Source organism: Pseudomonas sp. Pseusp97 (genome assembly GCF_047304025.1).
GTDB lineage: Bacteria > Pseudomonadota > Gammaproteobacteria > Pseudomonadales > Pseudomonadaceae > Pseudomonas.
In genome coordinates, this window is record NZ_JBGLYK010000024.1 from 1 (window position 1) to 18730 (window position 18730).

The window sequence follows — 18730 nt, forward strand, 5'->3', positions numbered from 1 at the left end:
ACGGTCCACGTCAACGCGGAGTACGGGATCACCGACGCCGCCCGCGACGCGGCGCTGAGCGCCGGCCGCGACGTCACCCTCGCTTCGGCGGCGGATGAGAGCCATAGCTATAGCAATACGCGCAAGATCAGCAGCCAGAAGGACCACGTCGAACAGCAGGGCACCGAGCTGACCGCCGGCGGCGACGTCAGCATTGCCGCCGGGCAGGACCTGGCCCTCAAGGCCAGCAGCGTCAGCGCCTCGGGCGAGGCCTACCTCTATGCCTCGCGCGATGTCAGCCTGGTCTCCGGGCAGGACAGCGACTACAGCTACTACCGCAAGACCAAGACCAGCAGCTCCGGGCTCTCCAGCACCACCAAGACCCGCGTCGACAGCAGCAGTAGCATCACCCAGGCCGGCTCCCTGGTCAGTGCCGACAAGATCGCCATCCGCGCCGGCCAGGACATCGCCGTGCATGGCAGCGACGTCGCCTCCACCAACGGCACCAGCCTGCTGGCCGGGCGCAACGTGCTCATCGATGGTGCTACCGAAAGCTTCGAGACCAGCCACGCCGAGTCGAAGAAGAAATCCGGCCTGATGAGCAGCGGCGGGATCGGTGTGACCCTCGGCTCCAGCAGCCTGAAGACCACCCAGGACGACCACACCGAGCAGACCCGTGGCAGCACCATCGGCAGCGTGCTCGGCAACGTCGACATCCAGGCCGGCAAGGACCTGACCATCCGCGGCTCCGACCTCGCGCCGGCAAGGACATCAACCTCATCGGCCAGAACGTCAGCATCCTCGAGGCGCAGAACCGCAACCGCAGCGAGGAAACCCGCGAGCAGAAGAAAAGCGGCCTGACCCTGGCCCTGTCCGGAAGCGTCGGCAGCGCGGTCAATACCGCCTACCAGTCGTCCAAGGAAGCACGCCATGAAGACGACAGCCGTCTCGCCGCGCTCAAGGGCATCCAGGCTGGCCTGACTGGCTACCAGGCCTGGCAGGCGGCGGAGCAGGGCGGCATGACCACCGACAATGCCGGCAACTTCGTCGGCATCGCCATCTCCCTCGGCTCGCAGCAATCCAAGTCGAAAACCGTACAGGAGCAGAGCATCGGCCAGGGCAGCACCCTGACCGCCGGCAACAACCTCAACATCCTCGCTACTGGCGCAGGCAAGGTCGGTGAAGACGGCGACACCCACATCCAGGGCAGCCAGCTCAAGGCCGGCCAGGATGTCATGCTCGCCGCCAACCGCGACCTCATTCTCGAGGCCGCCTCCAACACCCAGAAACTCGACGGCAAGAACAGCAGCAGCGGCGGCAACGTCGGCGTCAGCATCGGCTTCGGCAGCGGCGGCGGTGGCCTGAGTGTCTTCGCCAACGGCAACAAGGGCACTGGCTTCGAACACGGCAACGGCACCACCTGGACCGAAACCACTGTCGACGCCGGCCGCCAGGTCGCCCTCGTCAGTGGCCGCGACACCAGCCTCATCGGTGCCCAGGTCAGTGGCGAGCAGATCACCGCCAAGGTCGGCCGCGACCTCACCCTACGGAGCCTGCAGGACACCGACGAGTACAAGTCCGAGCAGAAGAATGTCAGCGGCGGCGTCAGTGTCGCCATCATCGGCTCCGGCGGCAGCGCCAGCCTCTCGGTCGACAAGAGCAAGATCCACTCCAACTACGACAGCGTTCAGGAGCAGGCCGGGCTCTATGCCGGCAAGGGCGGCTACGACATCGAAGTGGGCAAGCACACCCAACTCGACGGCGCCGTCATCTCCAGCACCGCCAACGCCGACAGGAACCGCCTGAGCACCGACACCCTCGGCTGGCGCGACATCCGCAACGAGGCCGACTACAAAACCCAGCAACAGGGCGTCAGCGCGAGCACTGGCGGCAACGAAGGCAGCGCCTTCTTCGGCAACATGCCCAACGGCATGGTCACCGCCTACACCCATAGCGATAGCGACAGTGGCACCACTCGCTCGGCCATCTCCGCCGGCGCCGTCGAAATCCGCAATGGCGAAGCCCAGCAGCAGGACGTCGCCAGCCTGAACCGCGATGTTGAGCACGCCAACGGCAGCATCAGCCCCATTTTCGACAAGGAGAAGGAACAGCGCCGCCTGCAGGAAGTGCAATTGATCGCGCAGATCGGCAGCCAGTCGATGGACATCATCCGCACCAACGGCGAAATCAAGGCGAACGAGGAAGGACGCAAGGCGCTGGAGAAAGACGGTAAGTACCCACCGGGGGAAGGTGCCTCGGCCGAGGAGATCAAGAAGTACAACGAGGCCCTGGTCAACTCCAAGGCCTACCAGGATGTGATGCGTGAGTACGGCACGGGCAGCAACTACCAGCAGGCTGCCCAGGCCGTCACGGCTGCGCTTCAGTACCTGGCCGGTGGCGACATCGGGGGAGCCGTGGCGGGAGCCTCAGCGCCCTATGTGGCAACGCTGATCAAGCAGCAGACCGGCAACAACGACACCGCCCGCATCATGGCCCAGGCAGTGCTTGGCGCCATTGTGGCCAACGCCCAAGGCAACTCCGGCGTGGCCGGTGCAGCGGGTGCTGCGACGGGTGAGCTGATTGCGACCACGGTATACCCCAACAAGAGGCCCGAAGACCTGACGGAGAAGGAACGGCAGATCGTCTCGGCCCTTTCCACGCTCGCAGCGGGGATGGCGGGTGGCTTGGCGACAGGGGATAGCGCTGGGGTTGTGGCGGCGGCCGGAGCGGGTAAGACGGCGGTTGAGAACAACTATCTATCTGCCCGTGATGTATCCGAGCTGGCAGAGAAAGCTAAATCTTGCGAAGCAACAAATACCTGCGAGCAACTGGCAGCGGAAGCCAAGGAGCGGAGCGAGGCAAATCGCAAAAAACTACTGAACTGCAAGACGGATTGCGCCGAACTGCGTGCGGAGGTGGATGAGGGATCGCAGGCAGTAGATGCGCTGGTGAAGGTTCTGCCTGAGGGTGAAGCGTCCGACATCCTTGGTCGTTACACGGGCATTGGAGGCGACAACACCAGTGACTGGACCCTGGCTGGTCAGCTCCATCTGGATCGAACGGCCAAACTCTACTGGGACGGTGGGCCGGAATACATCAATGAAATCGCGACCTACCTGACCCAGACCGGGTTCAATCCATTCGCGATCGGTGTTCCCGTTTTCGCGGGAGGAGGAGCCGCAAAGCCAGGTTCGGTATCTGAGCCAGTAGGTGTTCCCTTCATCACGCCAGAGATGAAAGCTAACCCGTATCACCCTGATTGGAGAGCCTATGCTGGTGGGCAAGCCCGTGGGGTGGGGGCGGATGCTGTAGACGGTGGAGAGGTTAAACCCATATTAATATATGAAGATCCGCGAAACTTGATTCCAACACAAGTTAAATCGGAGATGAGCGGATCTCAAATTAAGCGATATACAAAAGATATGCTTAAGAATGGTTTTGATGAAAATTGGCCTGTTGATGCATGGAGAAATCCTGCTACAGGTCGGTTAGAGCTTCAAGATGGGCATCACCGTACCGAGGCTGCAAAGCGGGCAGGAATTGATAAAATTCCTGTGAATGTTTGGGAGTGAAGATATATGCGCGGAAAATACAGAACGGTTTTTATCTTGCCATTAAAGACAGAGAAAATCCTTACTGATTATGGCTGGGAGTTTTCTTCCCCTGAAGCTCTTAGTGTGGTTGTGAAGGAAAAAGTGCTGAATGATTTTGGCTTGGATTTCCAAGGTGAACACGCGGGGATAGAGAAATATATAGGGGAAAAGCTCGAGGTTCTTTTCTTTTATGGCTCAACTCGAGAGTTGGAAACTATTATGTTTAAGCTGTATGAAGATGATGTGGCTTCTGTTCAGGCCGTCTGGGAGGGTGGTCTAATGAATTTTTCGGAGATTTTTATTCCGGTATAATGACGCTAGAGTATTGGTAACTACAGAAACCTTAGAAGGGGCAGATTTGTTCTACTCTAAATTCGGGTTATGAGCCAGTGCTGGAGTACAGATTAAGGTTGGGATTAAGTTGTTGGGTCAGAATGGGATTTTGTATAGAAATTCATCCAATTTGACACATGACCCGGTGGGTTTTTGAGAAATGAAATCTTTTAGTTACTATCAAGCTCTACCTGAGTCCATGATCGCGGAGAATATAAAGGTTGAGTTTTTAGAAGTCCTGAAATGTTTAAAGTCTGGAGGTTTATCCAAAGAGAGTGCACTTAAGGCTCTTTTGGAATTGAGTGATAGGCAATGGAATACTTATTGTGCTCTGAGTGATGATATAAAGTCTTCAGTAGCTGATGCCTTAATTGCACTGTGGGATGGCCGATGTATCGAGTCAGCAGAGACGACAGTTGCTATAGTTTCGAGGCTGGGGCTTGGACAACTTCTCAGATTCCTAAGCGAAATTGACCCCGACCAGACGTCTCCTGACGTGTATATAGAAATTCATGAGGCAGTAGAAGAGTTGTGGGATAGTGTAGAAGATCCCTATAGTGGGATGCAAAACTAGCGAAAAGGGGACAGGTTTGTTTTTTACTCTAAAGCTGGCTGGCGAGTCAGGGCTAGAATACAGAAAATTAACTGCCAACTTTTCTGAATAAAAATGAATAGTACAAAGATTCTTCAGTTGGCTTTTATGCTTGTTAAGTGGGTGCTTGTATGTAGTGGGGCGCTTTTTCTAGCGTCGACAGTTTCAGTAGGATTTGTCATGTATTTAAGGGAGCAGGATTTCGACCTGTGGAATGTGATGGAGTCTGCTGCCGAGAGTGCTTTGAGAGGGGGAGGAATAATGACCTTCTTTCTGGGAGCTGTTTTTGCAGTAAATTACTTTAAGTCTGGAAGGGGTTGAGAAAAAAGAAAGGTAACAAAAGGGGGCGGAGTGGGGCGTTCGCTGGTTAAATGCCGAGTGGCAGGAATTTCAAATGAAGCCTGATGGATTGCTTAATGAATACATGTCGTCGTTGGTTTCTGGTATTCGATTTGTTTTTCTTATGATCATTTCCGGCCTGATTGCCGGTAAGCTGGAAAGATTCTTTGAGTTCAAGAATCCCATTGAATTTATTTTGATATTATTTCCTGTTTATTTTGCTCTTGAAGGACTTCTGAGTCTATTTAAACGCCGCGGCAAGAAAAAGGTAAAAGAGATACAGCGCGGCGGATATGATTAAGTTTTGATTGAAGGTTAAGAGACGAAAATGAAAAATATTTATTTTTCTACTCTAAAGCTGGGTGGTGAGTCGGGACTAGAATACAGAAAATAAATCTGTCCCCTTTTTCTTTCCCAGCGGTGTTGAACTGACTGCTTGAATCCATCTTCCCTTTCTTTCGTCTTCTTTTTCTCTATTAGCCTGCACGGTACTCGTAGGCGCTCGTTGCAGTGGCATAGTCTCTGGACTACTGGGAGGACATTCCATGGCATCGAGGCCAAGTTGGTTAAATCGTTCCTATATCGTGGTTGGCGACATAACCGATCACAACGGACAGGTATTGACGGGTTCCGCGACGGTTAAAAGCGCCGGGCGGAACATTGCGCGGGCAGGCGATAGCGTGAGCTGCCCCATCCACGGACCGAACAGGATCCTCGCAACGGGTAACCATGCCCTGCTGGAGGGGCAGGAAGTGGCTTACGATGGTACTCCGACTGAGTGCGGCTCCAGGCTGATACCGTTGCAGGCTTTTCCGCCGCTTGGTAGTGAACTGCACAGGTATTACTTCCCGGACGACTACTGGTACTACAAGAACCATCCGGAAATGTATGAACAGACTCCTCCGGGCCAGCGGCTGTCGAACCCCAATGGTTCCATCCTGCGCTTGCCGTTGAACAACCAGGATTGAGCGCGTGGCGTCGTTGGACTGCCTCGACTGTTGAATGAAGATACCCTTTGGTTTCCATTCCGAAGCCACTTGCCCCAGTCCGGGAGACCAGTCATGACCACCGCCACTCCCTTCCTCATGTTCCAGGGCGGCGTCGCGCAGGCGGCGCTGGATTTGTATCTCGCCACTTTTCCCAACTCCCGCGTGGTGCAGGTGGAGCGCTATGGCGCCGGTGAGCCGGGGCCGGAGGGGACGATCAAGGTGGCGCGGTTCGAGGTGTGCGGGCAGGCGTTCCTGTGTTCGGACAGCCCGGTGAAGCATGACTTCGATTTCACGCCGTCCAGTTCGATCTTCGTGGAGTTCGAGGCGGGGGATGTGCTGGAGCGCGTCTTCGCGGTGCTGGCGGAGGGTGGGCGCGTGTATATGCCGTTGGGCGACTATGGCTTCAGTCCGCGCTTTGGCTGGGTGAGCGACCGGTTCGGGGTGTCGTGGCAGTTGAGTCTGTCGAGGTAGGTGCGGGGGGAAAGGCCGTTCGCGAGCAAGCTCGCTCCTACGAACAGCGCCCCGCCAGAGAACCTCACCTGTAGGAGCGAGCTTGCTCGCGAACCTGCGTGGAGTGCAGCTGGCCATGGATTTCGCGGACAAGGTCCGCTCCTACAGAAGGCGGCTGGTTGCGGTGATGAGACGGGGTTCTCCTGGGGCGGAATATCCTCGTCCGACGCGGCCGTTTGCGTGGGGGAGTTGGGGAAGGCCCCTACACTGCGCCGGCGTTGCGGTCCTACAAGCCCTCTGCGTAGCGTTCCTGGCACCACGTTTGGCGTGGTCAGGTGTGGAAACCTGTTTAGAACTTTACGAACGCCATAGCAGAGATGATTCCGTCCGAAATCGAGCGGAATCAGCTCTGGCTGTCTATGGCGGACCGTGCGAGGCGGACTTCGGTCCGGCCGGTCTTCTTTCGTAAGTTCTCCGGTTTTCCACCCTTGCACGGTCCGCCTCCCTTGTTTCGGATGTTTCGGGCGGCGGCTTCCTGTCTTGAGCAAGGAGCTACTGCATGATGACGTCGATGTCCTTCCCGGCCGAACACGGCCTGATTACCCAATCCTTCGTGCGCTACAACCGTCAGTTGCGCGGCGTGCTGCTGGATCAGCAGCCGTGGTTCGTGCTGCGCGACCTGACCAAGCTGACCGCGAGCAAGCGCGGCGTGGAGCTGGTGCGCAAGCTGGAGCCGGACCAGTCGCGCTGGGAGCGCCTGGCCGGCGCGGCGGAGGATGAGTTGCTGGTGAGCGAGAGCGGGGTGTATGCGCTGCTCCTGCTGCACCTGTACCACCCGGAGAACCGCAGCCTGCGGCAGTGGCTGAGCAACGAGGTGGTGCCGGCGCTGCGCGCAGCGCAGCAGGACAACGCGCTGTTGCCGCGGCACCGGTTCCGCGAGGTGCAGGGGCAGCACATTGCCCTGCTGGATTGGCAGGGGCGGCTGTGGGTGCGCTTTGCCGATGCGGCGCGGTTGATGGAGCTGGACGGGCGCGAATAGGGCCGTCGCCTCTACAGGAGGTCGGGTTCGGCCTCCATTGCCAGCGGGCTGAGCGGGAAGGTACCGCCCTCCGCTTCGCCGAGCAGGGCGAGGAAGCGGCCGCTGCGGTGGTCGACAGTGACCTTGCGGCCGGTCTGCAGGGGCAGCGAGGGGCAGAGGATGCGCTGCCCGCTGGCGTCGTTCAGCAGCAGTGCGTGGTGCGCCGAGCTGTCCCGGGTCTTGCCACGCAGCGTAAGGCGGCACGGTTCCGGACGCGGCGAGAGCAAGCAGGCATGCAGGCGGGTTGCGCCGCTGGCCATGGTTTCGATGCTGAGGGCGCGGGCAAGGCCCCAGGGCGATTCCTCGTTGCTACGCACACCGAGCCACTCGCCACCGGCTGGAGGCTCGGCACCGGTCCAGAGTCCGCTGAAGTGCTGGGTGCCCGGGCGCACCTGGGTCAGGCGGAGGATGGGCGGAGCGCGGACCTCCTCGACGGGGGAATCGAATTCGATGGTGCTGTGGTGCGGGACGAGCTCGTCGAGCCCACCGCGCGCGCCGCCGTGCTGTGACCAGACGTCCTGCTGCGGCTGGCGCTGAAAGTGCCCGGCGTCGACAGAGGTGTCATCGCGTGCGCCGAGGTGCGCGAGCAGAGCCGGGAGGCCACGGCACACCTGCCATGTCTGCTCGTCGGCTTCGCCCCAGCAGGCCAGCAGGTGCGCGTTCAGGTCGAAGCCGGCGGTCTGGGTGGTGGCGCGGGTGAAGCGGGCCAGCGTGCTCAGCAGCTCGTCCAGTTCCAGGGCGTAGCCGTCGTCCGGGTCGGCGCCGTTGTCGCGGAACGGCTGGTCCTGCCCCAGCGCAAGCCGCCAGCGGCTCGTAGGCTGGGTGGCGCGGATGCGCACGACGGAGGCGAATACGCGGGCGGATTCGATCAGTGCCGGCAGGCTGTCCGGCGGGATATGCAGCGGCTGGGAGCCGGCGACCAGCAAGCTTTGCAGGTAGCCGTGGGCGACGTTCTGGCGACGGGTTTCATCGGCTTCGCCATCCTCGACGTCGAGCTGTTGCACCTGCAGGCGGCAGGCATGGCGGTGGATGCGGTGGAGCAGGAGCCACAGGCCGGCCGGCGCCTGGTGCCCGTTGAGCAGGCAGCTGAAGTGGATTTCCTGGGCGCTGCGCAGCAGCCGTTGCATGAGCAGGGCAGCGGTTTTGCCCTGCGTGCGACGGCCGCGCAGGAGGCGCCAATAGCCGAGGATCAGGCGCCGGTGGAGGGCGAGGATGAGCTTCTCGGCCTGCTCCGCGCGGGCCTGGTCGAGCGGGCTGTGGCGCTCTGCGAAGCGTTCGGCGAGGTGGCGGCTGACATCGAAGACCTGCGGCCGCAGGCGTTCGAGTTCGTGCAGCAGTTGCAGGCCGCTGAGCGACTGGTGGAGCAGGTCGATGGCCGTGCGGTAGAGCTCTCGCGTTCGCTGGGCCAGGTATTGCAGGGCGGTGTCCATGTGTCCCGTGGTTCCGAAGGATGCTGGCGAACACTTCGGAGACTGCGAGATTCAGGATGATTTGCGATTCAGACGAGTCTGATTCATGAGGGGCAATGCGTCACAGGAATGAAAAAGGGAGGCCGGCGGCCTCCCTTTTGCGTTTCAGGCGAAGGGCCTCAGAGCACACGCACGCTGGCGAAGGTGGATTCGCCCTGGGCCTGGCTGAGCGCCGAGATGGCCGAGGAATTGGGCATGAGGGCGAGGTCCTGCGGGATCGGCATGACCATGACCGGCTGGCCGATCGGCTGGCCCTGGCGCTCGTCGCGCGGCGGGATGCCGAAGTATTCGCGGTAGCACTTGGAGAAGTGCGGGGTGGAGACGAAGCCGCAGACCGAGGCGACTTCGATGATCGACATGGAGGTCTGCTTGAGCAGCTGGCGCGCGCGGATCAGGCGCAGCTTGAGGTAGTAGCGCGACGGCGAGCAGTGCAGGTACTTCTGGAACAGGCGCTCGAGCTGGCGGCGCGAGACGTTGACGTAGACGGCCAGTTCGTCGAGGTCGATGGGCTCCTCGAGGTTGGCTTCCATCAGCGCGACGATTTCCTGCAGCTTGGGCTGGTTGGTGCCGAGCATGTGCTTGAGCGGCACGCGCTGGTGGTCCTGCTCGTTGCGGATGCGTTCGTAGATGAACATCTCGGAGATCGCCGCGGAGAGTTCGCGGCCGTGCTCGCGGCCGATCAGGTGCAGCATCATGTCCATCGGCGCGGTGCCGCCGGAGGAGGTGAAGCGGTTGCGGTCGATGGAGAACAGGCGGGTGCTCATGGCCACGCGGGGGAAGGCTTCCTGCATGGCGGCCAGGCATTCCCAGTGCACCGAGCAGTCGTAGCCGTCGAGCAGGCCGGCGCGGGCCAGGGCCCAGCTGCCGGTGCACACGGCGCCGAGTTTGCGGCCGTGGCGCGCCTGGGCCTGGAGGAAGGTGGTGTGCTCGCGGGTGACGCTGCGCTGGATGCCGACGCCGCCGACCACGATCAGTGTGTCCATCTGCGGGGCGCTGTCGCAGGCCGCGTCGGGGGTGATCTGCAGGCCGTCGCTGGCCCAGACCTGGCGGCCGTCGAGGCTCAGGGTGTGCCAGCGGTAGAGTTCGCGTCCGGAGAGCTGGTTGGCCATGCGCAGCGGTTCCACCGCCGAGGCCAGGGAGATCAGGGTGAAGTTGTCCAGCAGCAGGAAGCCGATGGACTGCGGAGCTCGGTTTTGCGGGGGAACTCCGGGGTTGAACGCATTCATTCGATCACCTCACGCTAGTCACAGTCGCCTCACGGGAGGCGTTTCTTATGCTTGTTGTTCTGTTCGGGAATCCGCCTCGGGGGTTGCCCGGGCTGCTCCTCTGTTCTCGCTGCCTGTTAACAAGGCAAATGCCGTGCCTAGGTTGAATGGCTGTTCAATTAAAAAAGAAAACGGCATGGGAATGCCGTTTTTGCAGGTCCGGATTGCGACGCCGCGAAGGTCGCAAATACGCATGGATCGGGGCCTGGGGTTTTTGGTAGCACTCACCGGTCACGCGACCGGCGGCGCCCTGCGCGGAACGGTAACGCCCCTGGTGTTGTCGGGACGGGCGTACCGCTTGCGCCATCAGGGGGCGCGCCGGGGCTGGCGTGGTCGATTGCGGGTCAGCACTCGATGATGCTGACGGCCAGTCCGCCGCGCGAGGTTTCCTTGTACTTGTCGTGCATGTCGGCGCCGGTGTTGCGCATGGTGCGGATCACCTGGTCGAGGCTGATGAAGTGCTGGCCGTCGCCGCGCAGGGCCATCTGCGCGGCGTTGATGGCCTTCACCGCGGCGATGGCGTTGCGCTCGATGCAGGGCACCTGGACGAGGCCGCCGACCGGGTCGCAGGTCAGCCCCAGGTTGTGTTCCAGGCCGATCTCGGCGGCGTTCTCCACCTGCTCGGGGGAGGCGCCGAGCACTTCGGCCAGTCCCGCCGCGGCCATGGCGCAGGCGGAGCCGACTTCGCCCTGGCAGCCGACTTCGGCGCCGGAGATGGAGGCGTTCTTCTTGCACAGGATGCCGACGGCGGCGGCTGCCAGGAGGTAGTTGGTGACGTCGTCGTCGCTGGCGTCGGGGTTGAAGCGCATGTAGTAGTGCAGCACCGCCGGGATGATGCCGGCCGCGCCGTTGGTGGGCGCGGTGACCATGCGTCCGCCGGCGGCGTTTTCCTCGTTCACCGCCAGGGCGAAGAGGTTGACCCACTCCATGGCGGAGAGGGTCGAGCCGATGACGTTGGGCTTGCCGATTTCCTGCAGGTTGCGATGCAGGCGCGCGGCGCGGCGTTGCACGTTGAGGCCGCCGGGGAGGATGCCTTCGTGGCGCAGGCCGTTGTCGACGCAGTCGCGCATGGCTTGCCAGATGACCTTGAGGCCTTCGCGGATGTCGGTTTCGCTGCGCCACATGCGCTCGTTGGCCATCATCAGCTCGGACACGCGCAGGTTGTGGCGGCGGCAGAGCATGAGCAGTTCGGCGGCGCTGGCGAAGTCGTAGGGCAGCACGGTGTTGTCGGTATCGAGGCTGCCGGAGGCGGCCTGTTCCTCGTCGACCACGAAGCCGCCGCCGATGGAGTAGTAGGTGTCGCTGTGCAGCACGTGGTCGCCTTCGATGGCGGTCAGGCGCATGGCGTTGGGGTGGTATGGCAGGTTCTCTTCGAGCAGGCGCATGTCGCGCACCCAGTCGAAGGGAATCGCCTGGCTGCCGGCCAGCAGCAGTTCGCCGGAGCTGCGCAGCTGCGCCATGCGCGGTTCGATCTGGCTCGGGTCGATGCGGTCCGGCCATTCGCCCATCAGGCCCATGATCACGGCGCGGTCGGTACCGTGGCCGACGCCGGTGGCGGACAGCGAGCCGTACAGGCGCACTTCCACGCGGCTGGTGCGCTCGAGCATCTGCCGCTCGCGCAGGGCGCCGACGAACAGCGCGGCGGCGCGCATGGGGCCGACCGTGTGCGAACTGGAAGGGCCTATACCGATCTTGAACAGGTCGAACACACTGATTGCCATGCCGGACTCCGGGCGAGCTGCACGTCCATGAAAGAGTGGGATAGGCACGTCCCTGTGCCCGCGATGCCCGGCCATGATCGACCCAAGTCCGGCGCTGGCTGCGTCCATCGGCGACGCGGCCGTATCCAATAACGCCGCCCGCGACCCCGGTTGGGGCAGGGCGCCGGAGCGCCTGTTCCGGGGCCGACGAAAGCTTGCCTCTTTACGACGCGAGTGCCGCGAACCACGACCGGTCGATAGGCGTGGGCGGCCCTGCTGTTCCATGATCCGCCACCGACGAACGGCCGCGTTCGCCCGTATCCACCCCCATTCTCCGCAGTCAGAGGCTGGTCTCATGAAGAGTCTTGTGTCGTCGCTGTTGGCGTTATCCGTGGTACTACCGGGCGCTGCGCGCGCCGCCGAACCCGAATCCTGCGCCGTGGTGCGCTTCGCCGATGTCGGCTGGACCGATATCACCGTGACCACCGCGGTGACCCGCCTGGTGCTCAGCCACCAGGGCTACCGCACGCAGGTGGTGCGGCTGTCGGTGCCGGACACCTACAAGGCGATGTCGGAGAAGAAGGTCGACGTGTTCCTCGGCAACTGGATGCCGAGCATGGCGAACGACATCAAGCCTTTCGCCGACAAGGGCCAGGTGGAGACCGTGGGCGCCAACCTCGAAGGCGCCAAGTACACCCTGGCGGTGCCGCGCTACGCCTATGAGGCTGGCCTGAAGACTTTTGCCGATATCGCAAAATTCAAGGATCAGCTGGGCGGGCGTCTCTACGGCATCGAGCCGGGCAACGACGGCAACCAGCTGATCCAGAAGATGATCACGGAGAAGGCGTTCGGCCTGGGCGACTTCAAGCTGGTGGAGTCCAGCGAGGCCGACATGCTGGCCTACGTCAAGCGAGCCGGGGCCTTGAAGCAGCCCATCGTGTTCCTGGGCTGGGAGCCGCACCCGATGAATACGCGCATCCAGATGAACTATCTGGAGGGAGGGGATTCCTACTTTGGCCCGAACTTTGGCGGCGCGACGGTCTTCACCAACGTCAGAGCAGGCTATCTTCAGGAGTGCCCCAATGTCGCGCGGCTGCTGAAGAACCTGAAATTCGACCTGGCGATGGAGAACCAGCTGATGGATGCGGTGCTCAACGAGCGACGCAATCCCCGCCAGGCCGCCAAGAGTTGGCTCAAAGCCAATCCGCAGGTCCTCGATGGCTGGCTGCAGGGTGTCGCTCCGAACTCATCGGGCGCGGCGCCAGGGGGTCAGAAAACCGCCGCCAGGGAGTGATCCGGGCCTCTGGAAGACGCTGGAACCGGGCCTTTCCACTGGATGCGACATGGCTGGTGCTGAATACGACTTCGCCTGCACTGGATGCGACCCACCCGGTAGGCGACGAAATTTTCCTGTTCCATGATCGTTTACGAAATGACAACAAAAGGACCTGCGCCCCGAGGTCCCACTCATAATTCAGACCGCCGCGCCCCACTGTGGGCAGCGTCGGCGCCCCACCCCGCAGAGGAGTACGCTCATGAAAGGTTGCAAGTCTTTGCTGCTGGCTGCTGTGTCCGTTTGCGCACCGCTGGCGGTTCAGGCCGCTGAACCTGAGTCGTGCGGCACGGTACGTTTCTCCGATGTCGGCTGGACCGACATCACCGTGACCACCGCTACTACCCGTCAGGTGCTCGAGTCGCTTGGCTACACCACCAAGGTAACCATGTTGTCCGTGCCGGTGACCTACAAGTCGCTGGCGAACAAGGATCTGGACGTCTTCCTCGGCAACTGGATGCCGAGCATGGCCAACGACATCAAGCCCTACGCCGACAATGGCTCGGTGGAGACGGTGAAAGCCAACCTCGAGGGCGCCAAGTACACCCTGGCCGTCACCCAGGCCGCCTATGACGGCGGGCTGAAGTCCTTCGCGGACATCAGCAAGTACGCCGACAAGCTGGGCAACAAGATCTACGGCATCGAGCCGGGCAACGACGGCAACCGCCTGGTCCAGGGCATGCTCGACAAGAACCAGTTCGACCTGGGCAAGTTCAAGCTGGTGGAGTCCAGCGAGGCCGGCATGCTCTCGCAGGTCGGGCGCGCCGACCGCCGCAACCAGTGGATCGTGTTCCTGGGCTGGGAACCGCATCCGATGAACACCCGCTTCAAGATGAAGTACCTCGAGGGCGGGGATGACGTGTTCGGTCCCAACTACGGCGGCGCGACCATCTACACCAACGTCCGCAAGGGCTACGTCCAGGAATGTTCGAACGTCGGCAAGCTGCTGACCAACCTGACCTTCACCCTGGACATGGAAAACAAACTCATGGACGCCGTGCTCAACGGGGGCAAGAAGCCCGAAGAGGCGGCGAAAGCCTGGTTGAAGGACCATCCGGAACTGCTCGACGCCTGGCTCGCCGGCGTGACCACCCGTGACGGCAAACCGGCCTTGGCGGCAGCCAAGGTGGCATTCGCGAAGTAACTGTGCCGAAAGCATTGCCGTTGGCCGATTCCTCAAGCTTCTGATGGGCCCGCATTATGTTTCTGACTGACCACAAGCTACCGCTGGGCGAGCATATCGCCGCCTTCGTCGACTGGCTTACGCAACATGGCGCGTCGGTGTTCGACAAGATTTCCGACACCCTCGAGTTCCTCATCCATGGCGTCACCAACAGCCTGCTCTGGTTCAACCCGCTGGCGCTGATCGCGCTGATGGTCTTCCTGGTGTTCTACATCCAGCGCAGCTGGGGGCTCGCCGCTTTCGCCCTGGCCTCGCTGCTGCTGATCCTCAACCTGGGGTACTGGCAGGAGACCATGGAGACCCTGGCGCAGGTGATCTTCGCCACGGTGGTGTGTATCGCCATCGGGGTGCCGCTGGGCATCCTGGCGGCGCACAAGCCCTGGTTCTACACCGCGCTCAGGCCGCTATTGGACCTGATGCAGACGGTGCCCACCTTCGTCTACCTGATCCCCACCCTGACCCTGTTCGGCCTGGGTGTGGTTCCGGGTCTGATCTCCACGGTGATCTTCGCCATCGCCGCGCCCATCCGCCTCACCTGCCTGGGTATCCAGGACGTGCCGGCTGAGCTGATGGACGCCGGCAAGGCCTTCGGCTGCTCGCGCTGGCAACTGCTGACGCGCATCGAGCTGCCGCACGCCATGCCGAGCATCGGCGCGGGGATCACCCAATGCATCATGTTGTCGCTGTCGATGGTGGTTATCGCCGCGCTGGTGGGTGCTGACGGCCTCGGCAAGCCGGTGGTCAACGCACTCAACACCGCGGACATTTCCCTCGGCTTCGAGGCCGGTCTGGCCATCGTCCTGCTCGCCATCCTGCTCGACCGGGTGTGCAAGCAACGTTCGCTGCGGGGGAGGTAAGCACTATGTCGGCGATTCGATTCGAACACGTGGATGTGATTTTCGGCACCCACACCAAGGAAGCGCTCAAGCTGCTGGACAAGGGCCTGGGCCGCGAGGAAATCCTCAAGCGCACCGGTCAGGTGCTGGGTGTGGAGGATGCCTGCCTGGACGTCGAGCGCGGCGAGATCTGCGTGATGATGGGCCTGTCGGGCTCGGGCAAGTCCAGCCTGCTGCGCTGCATCAACGGCCTCAACCGGGTCAGCCGCGGCAAGCTGCTGATCGAGCACGAAGGCCAGCAGGTGGACATCGCCAACTGCTCGCCGGCGGCGCTCAAGACCATGCGCACCAAGCGCATCGCCATGGTGTTCCAGAAGTTCGCGCTGATGCCCTGGCTGACCGTGGCCGAGAACATCGGTTTCGGCCTGGAGATGCAGGGCCGTCCGGCCAACGAACGCAAGAAGGTGATCGACGAGAAACTGGAGCTGGTCGGCCTGTCGCAATGGCGCGACAAGCGCCCGGATTCGCTCTCCGGCGGCATGCAGCAGCGCGTCGGCCTGGCCCGCGCACTGGCGATGGATGGCGACATCCTGCTGATGGACGAACCCTTCTCCGCGCTGGACCCGCTGATCCGCCAGCAGCTGCAGGATGAACTGCTGGTGCTGCAACGTCAGTTGCACAAGACCATCGTCTTCGTCAGCCACGACCTGGACGAGGCGCTGAAGATCGGTACGCGCATCGCCATCATGAAGGACGGCCGCATCATCCAGCACGGCAAGCCCGAGGAAATCGTGCTCAGCCCGGCGGACGACTACGTGCGCACCTTCGTCGCCCACACCAACCCGCTCAACGTGCTGTGCGGCTCCAGCCTGATGCGTGGCCTGGACCAGTGCCGCCGCCAGGCCGACGAGGTGTGCTTCGACCAGGGCCGCGACTGCTGGCTGGGGCTGACCGAGACCAACCAGATCAAGACCGCGCGCCAGGGCAGCAACATCATCGACCTGCAGCAATGGCGCCCGGGCGACCCGGTGGAGAAGCTCAAGCACGAGCCGACCCTGGTGGACGTCAACATCCGCATGCGCGACGCGCTGCAGATCCGCTACCAGACCGGCCACAAGCTGGTACTGCAGGAGCAGAGCCGCGTCGTCGGCGTGCTCGGCGACAGCGAGCTGTACCACGCGTTGCTGGGCAAGAACCTGGGCTGATTCTTCGCCCGAATGAAAACGCCGGCTCCCTGTGAGGGGAGCCGGCGTTTTTGTTGGGGCTGGAGCCTTGGTTCTTGTAGGAGCGAGCTTGCTCGCGAATGGACTTCCCGGTAGCTCGGGGTGTTGGGCGGTTCGCGAGCAAGCTCGCTCCTACAAGTCAGGTCAGGTTCGGCGCCGACGGCTCGCTTTTGTAGGATGGGTGGAGCGCAGCGATACCCATGCCGATGGCGGGAGGAGTCGATGGATATCGCTTCGCTCCACGCCATCCTACGGCTGAACCAACCGACACATCGGTCAGTGCTTGAGGTCCGCCAACCCCTTGAGCAGCGCCTCGTGGAAGCGCTTCGGGTCCTGGATCTGCGGGGCGTGGCCCATGTCGTCGAACTCCACCAGGGTGGCGTTGGGGATGGCCTTGGCGGTCGCCTTGCCCAGCTCGGCGTAGTTGCCCAGCTTGGGCTTCAGGTCGTCCGGAGCCAGGTCCTTGCCGATGGCGGTGTTGTCCCTGGTGCCGATCAGCAGCAGGGTCGGCATCTTCAGCTGGCCGAATTCGTAGACCACCGGCTGGGTGAAGATCATGTCGTAGAGCAGCGCCGAGTTCCACGCCACGCGCTCGTGGCCGGCGCCGTTGAACAGGCCGGCGAGCATGTTCACCCATTTGTCGTACTCGGGTTTCCATTGGCCGGCGTAGTAGGTCGCCTGCTCGTATTGGCGGATGCTCTCGGCGCTGGTCTTCAGCTCGCGCTCGTACCACTGGTCCGGGGTGCGGTAGGGCACGCCCAGGGCCTTCCAGTCCTCCAGGCCGATGGGGTTGACCATGGCCAGCTGCTCGACCTGCTGCGGGTACATCAGCGCGTAGCGGGTGGCGAGCATGCCGCCGGTGGAGTGGCCCAGCAGGGTGACCTTGCCGATCTTCAGGTGCTCGAGCAGCGCATGGGTGTTGCTCGCCAGCTGCTGGAAGCTGTACTGGTAGCGCTCGGGCTTGGTCGACTTGCAGAAGCCGATCTGGTCCGGCGCGACCACGCGGTAGCCGGCGTCGCTCAGGGCGGCGATGGTGGTTTCCCAGGTACCGGCGCAGAAGTTCTTGCCGTGCAGCAGCACCACGGTACGGCCGTTGGGCTGCTTCTTGGGCTTCACGTCGATGTAGGCCATGTGCATATGGTGGCCCTGGGACGCGAAGCTGTAGTGACCGACCGGGTAGGAGTAGTTGAAGCGCTCCAGTTCCGGGCCGTAGGTGGGTTTGGATTCGGCGGCGTGCAGCGGCAGGGCAGCGGCCAACAGCAAGGCGGGTAGCCAGCGTCGGGACATCGGGGAGCTCTCCTGGTGGTGGGGCACGGGTCAGACAGCGGGAATCGCCATAGGTTGGCAGATTTTCTGAGCTGGCGCCGCATCGAGGCGCTTGCTTTGTAGGAGCGAGCTTGCTCGCGAACCGGGTGGGCACGGCGTGAGGCGTTCGCGAGCAAGCTCGCTCCCACAGGCTCAGGTCAGGCGGCGGTGGCGCCGCCGGTCAACCAGTCGATGAACAGCGAGAACAGCTCCGCCTGGGAGTTGATTTCCAGCTTGGTGTAGAGGTGCTTGCGGTGCATGCGCACGGTTTCAGGGGAGATATCCAGCACCCGCGCGCTGGACTTCACCGAGTGGCCGCGCAGCAGCAGGTGGGCGATTTCCCGCTCACGCTCGGTGAGCAGGTCGGCGCCGAAGTTCATGAAGGCCGCGCGGATGTGCCGGTTCAGCGGTGCCTGGTTGTCCGGCGCGCTGACGCTTGCACCACGCCCGGCCAGCAGCAGTTCGAGCCCGCCGTTGCGCTCGAACTGGCGTATCAGTTCGCGCACCAGCGGCAGGACGGTGGCCAGCAGGTCGAGCTGGGTTTCGCTGAAGCGCGCGCCGCTCCTGCCCTGGTACAGGCACAGCGAGACCTTGCGCGCTTCGCCCAGGTCGATGATGAAGTGGCAGTCCTCGCTGCAGCCGAACTTGAGGTAGTAGGTCTTGTAGTACTCGCTGGCGAAGAAGTCGTCCGGGGCGATGTCGGCCAGCGGGTAGAAGCCCTCGGTGAGGCCGTCTTCCATGGCCAGGCAGAAGGGGTCGAGCAGGTAGCCGCGGGCGTAGTAGCGGTCGATCAGCGCCTCGTGGTGCTCCGGGTCGATGCCGCGCTGGTACAGCGGTTGCGGCGGCTGGCCGCGCTGTTCCAGGCCGAGCATGACCGATTCCACCGGCACCAGGCAGCCCAGCGCGTCGGCCAGGCGTTCGACGAAAACCACTTCGCCGACGCTGGCCAAGGCGCGCGCCAGCCCCGCATGCCAGGCATGCAGGGCCGGTGCGTCGGAGGTTTCGCTCAGCGCCTGGGATTCGCTCATGTCCGGCAGTCTAAAGGGCTGCCGGGGTGCAGGCA

The 18730-nt window shown here is 62.5% G+C and carries 16 protein-coding genes; 11 read left to right on the forward strand and 5 right to left on the reverse strand.

The genetic code is table 11. From position 1 onward, the window contains the following. The 7 genes from ACCC94_RS07310 to ACCC94_RS07340 form a co-directional block, all read left to right on the forward strand. A partial coding sequence (locus tag ACCC94_RS07310) for a hemagglutinin repeat-containing protein (RefSeq protein ID WP_413348646.1) occupies window positions 1-840 on the forward strand: 840 nt, incomplete at its 5' end. Window positions 841-998: 158 nt separating this feature from the next. Next, complete coding sequence (locus tag ACCC94_RS07315) at window positions 999-3551, forward strand: hemagglutinin repeat-containing protein (protein WP_413348647.1); 2553 nt, start codon at window positions 999-1001, stop codon at window positions 3549-3551. Between the two features lie 6 nt (window positions 3552-3557). Further along, entirely contained in the window at window positions 3558-3884 is a 327-nt protein-coding gene (locus tag ACCC94_RS07320) for a hypothetical protein (RefSeq protein ID WP_413348648.1), read from the forward strand. A gap of 1007 nt (window positions 3885-4891) precedes the next feature. Continuing rightward, window positions 4892-5137, forward strand: coding sequence for a hypothetical protein (locus ACCC94_RS07325; protein ID WP_413348649.1), 246 nt, complete (start codon window positions 4892-4894; stop codon window positions 5135-5137). Between the two features lie 244 nt (window positions 5138-5381). Further along, the gene (locus ACCC94_RS07330; protein WP_413348650.1) at window positions 5382-5804 is read left to right on the forward strand and encodes a PAAR domain-containing protein; all 423 of its coding nucleotides are present in this window, start codon (window positions 5382-5384) and stop codon (window positions 5802-5804) included. Window positions 5805-5897: 93 nt separating this feature from the next. Beyond that, window positions 5898-6296 carry a VOC family protein gene (locus tag ACCC94_RS07335; RefSeq protein ID WP_413348651.1) on the forward strand — a complete coding sequence of 133 codons (399 nt, stop codon included), beginning with the start codon at window positions 5898-5900 and terminating at the stop codon, window positions 6294-6296. 538 nt (window positions 6297-6834) lie between these two features. Next, window positions 6835-7314, forward strand: coding sequence for a phage antirepressor (locus tag ACCC94_RS07340; RefSeq protein ID WP_413348653.1), 480 nt, complete (start codon window positions 6835-6837; stop codon window positions 7312-7314). Window positions 7315-7325: 11 nt separating this feature from the next. Here ACCC94_RS07340 and ACCC94_RS07345 read toward each other — a convergent pair whose 3' ends face one another. The 3 genes from ACCC94_RS07345 to ACCC94_RS07355 all read right to left on the reverse strand — a co-directional run bounded on the left by ACCC94_RS07345 (window position 7326) and on the right by ACCC94_RS07355 (window position 11808). Beyond that, window positions 7326-8783, reverse strand: a complete 1458-nt coding sequence (locus tag ACCC94_RS07345; protein WP_413348654.1) for a hypothetical protein — start codon at window positions 8781-8783, stop codon at window positions 7326-7328. Window positions 8784-8941: 158 nt separating this feature from the next. Further along, window positions 8942-10048, reverse strand: coding sequence for a GlxA family transcriptional regulator (locus tag ACCC94_RS07350; RefSeq protein WP_413348655.1), 1107 nt, complete (start codon window positions 10046-10048; stop codon window positions 8942-8944). Window positions 10049-10431: 383 nt separating this feature from the next. After that, on the reverse strand, window positions 10432-11808 hold the full coding sequence (locus ACCC94_RS07355; protein ID WP_413348656.1) for an L-serine ammonia-lyase: 1377 nt from the start codon (window positions 11806-11808) through the stop codon (window positions 10432-10434). 334 nt (window positions 11809-12142) lie between these two features. Between ACCC94_RS07355 and ACCC94_RS07360 the strand changes: the two genes are divergently transcribed. From ACCC94_RS07360 to choV, 4 genes are all read left to right on the forward strand, one after another. Then, window positions 12143-13081 carry a choline ABC transporter substrate-binding protein gene (locus ACCC94_RS07360; protein WP_413348657.1) on the forward strand — a complete coding sequence of 313 codons (939 nt, stop codon included), beginning with the start codon at window positions 12143-12145 and terminating at the stop codon, window positions 13079-13081. 241 nt (window positions 13082-13322) lie between these two features. After that, window positions 13323-14264, forward strand: a complete 942-nt coding sequence (locus tag ACCC94_RS07365) for a choline ABC transporter substrate-binding protein (protein ID WP_138213546.1) — start codon at window positions 13323-13325, stop codon at window positions 14262-14264. Between the two features lie 56 nt (window positions 14265-14320). Next, complete coding sequence (gene choW / locus ACCC94_RS07370) at window positions 14321-15160, forward strand: choline ABC transporter permease subunit (protein ID WP_017521464.1); 840 nt, start codon at window positions 14321-14323, stop codon at window positions 15158-15160. Window positions 15161-15165: 5 nt separating this feature from the next. After that, window positions 15166-16344, forward strand: a complete 1179-nt coding sequence (gene choV, locus ACCC94_RS07375) for a choline ABC transporter ATP-binding protein (RefSeq protein ID WP_413348659.1) — start codon at window positions 15166-15168, stop codon at window positions 16342-16344. Between the two features lie 294 nt (window positions 16345-16638). Here the strand turns inward: choV and ACCC94_RS07380 are convergent, their stop codons facing one another. Then, on the reverse strand, window positions 16639-17649 hold the full coding sequence (locus ACCC94_RS07380) for an alpha/beta fold hydrolase (RefSeq protein WP_413348660.1): 1011 nt from the start codon (window positions 17647-17649) through the stop codon (window positions 16639-16641). Between the two features lie 176 nt (window positions 17650-17825). Then, window positions 17826-18695 (reverse strand): helix-turn-helix transcriptional regulator, encoded by an 870-nt coding sequence (locus ACCC94_RS07385; protein WP_413348661.1) that lies wholly within the window; start codon window positions 18693-18695, stop codon window positions 17826-17828. Between the last annotated feature and the right edge of the window lie 35 nt (window positions 18696-18730).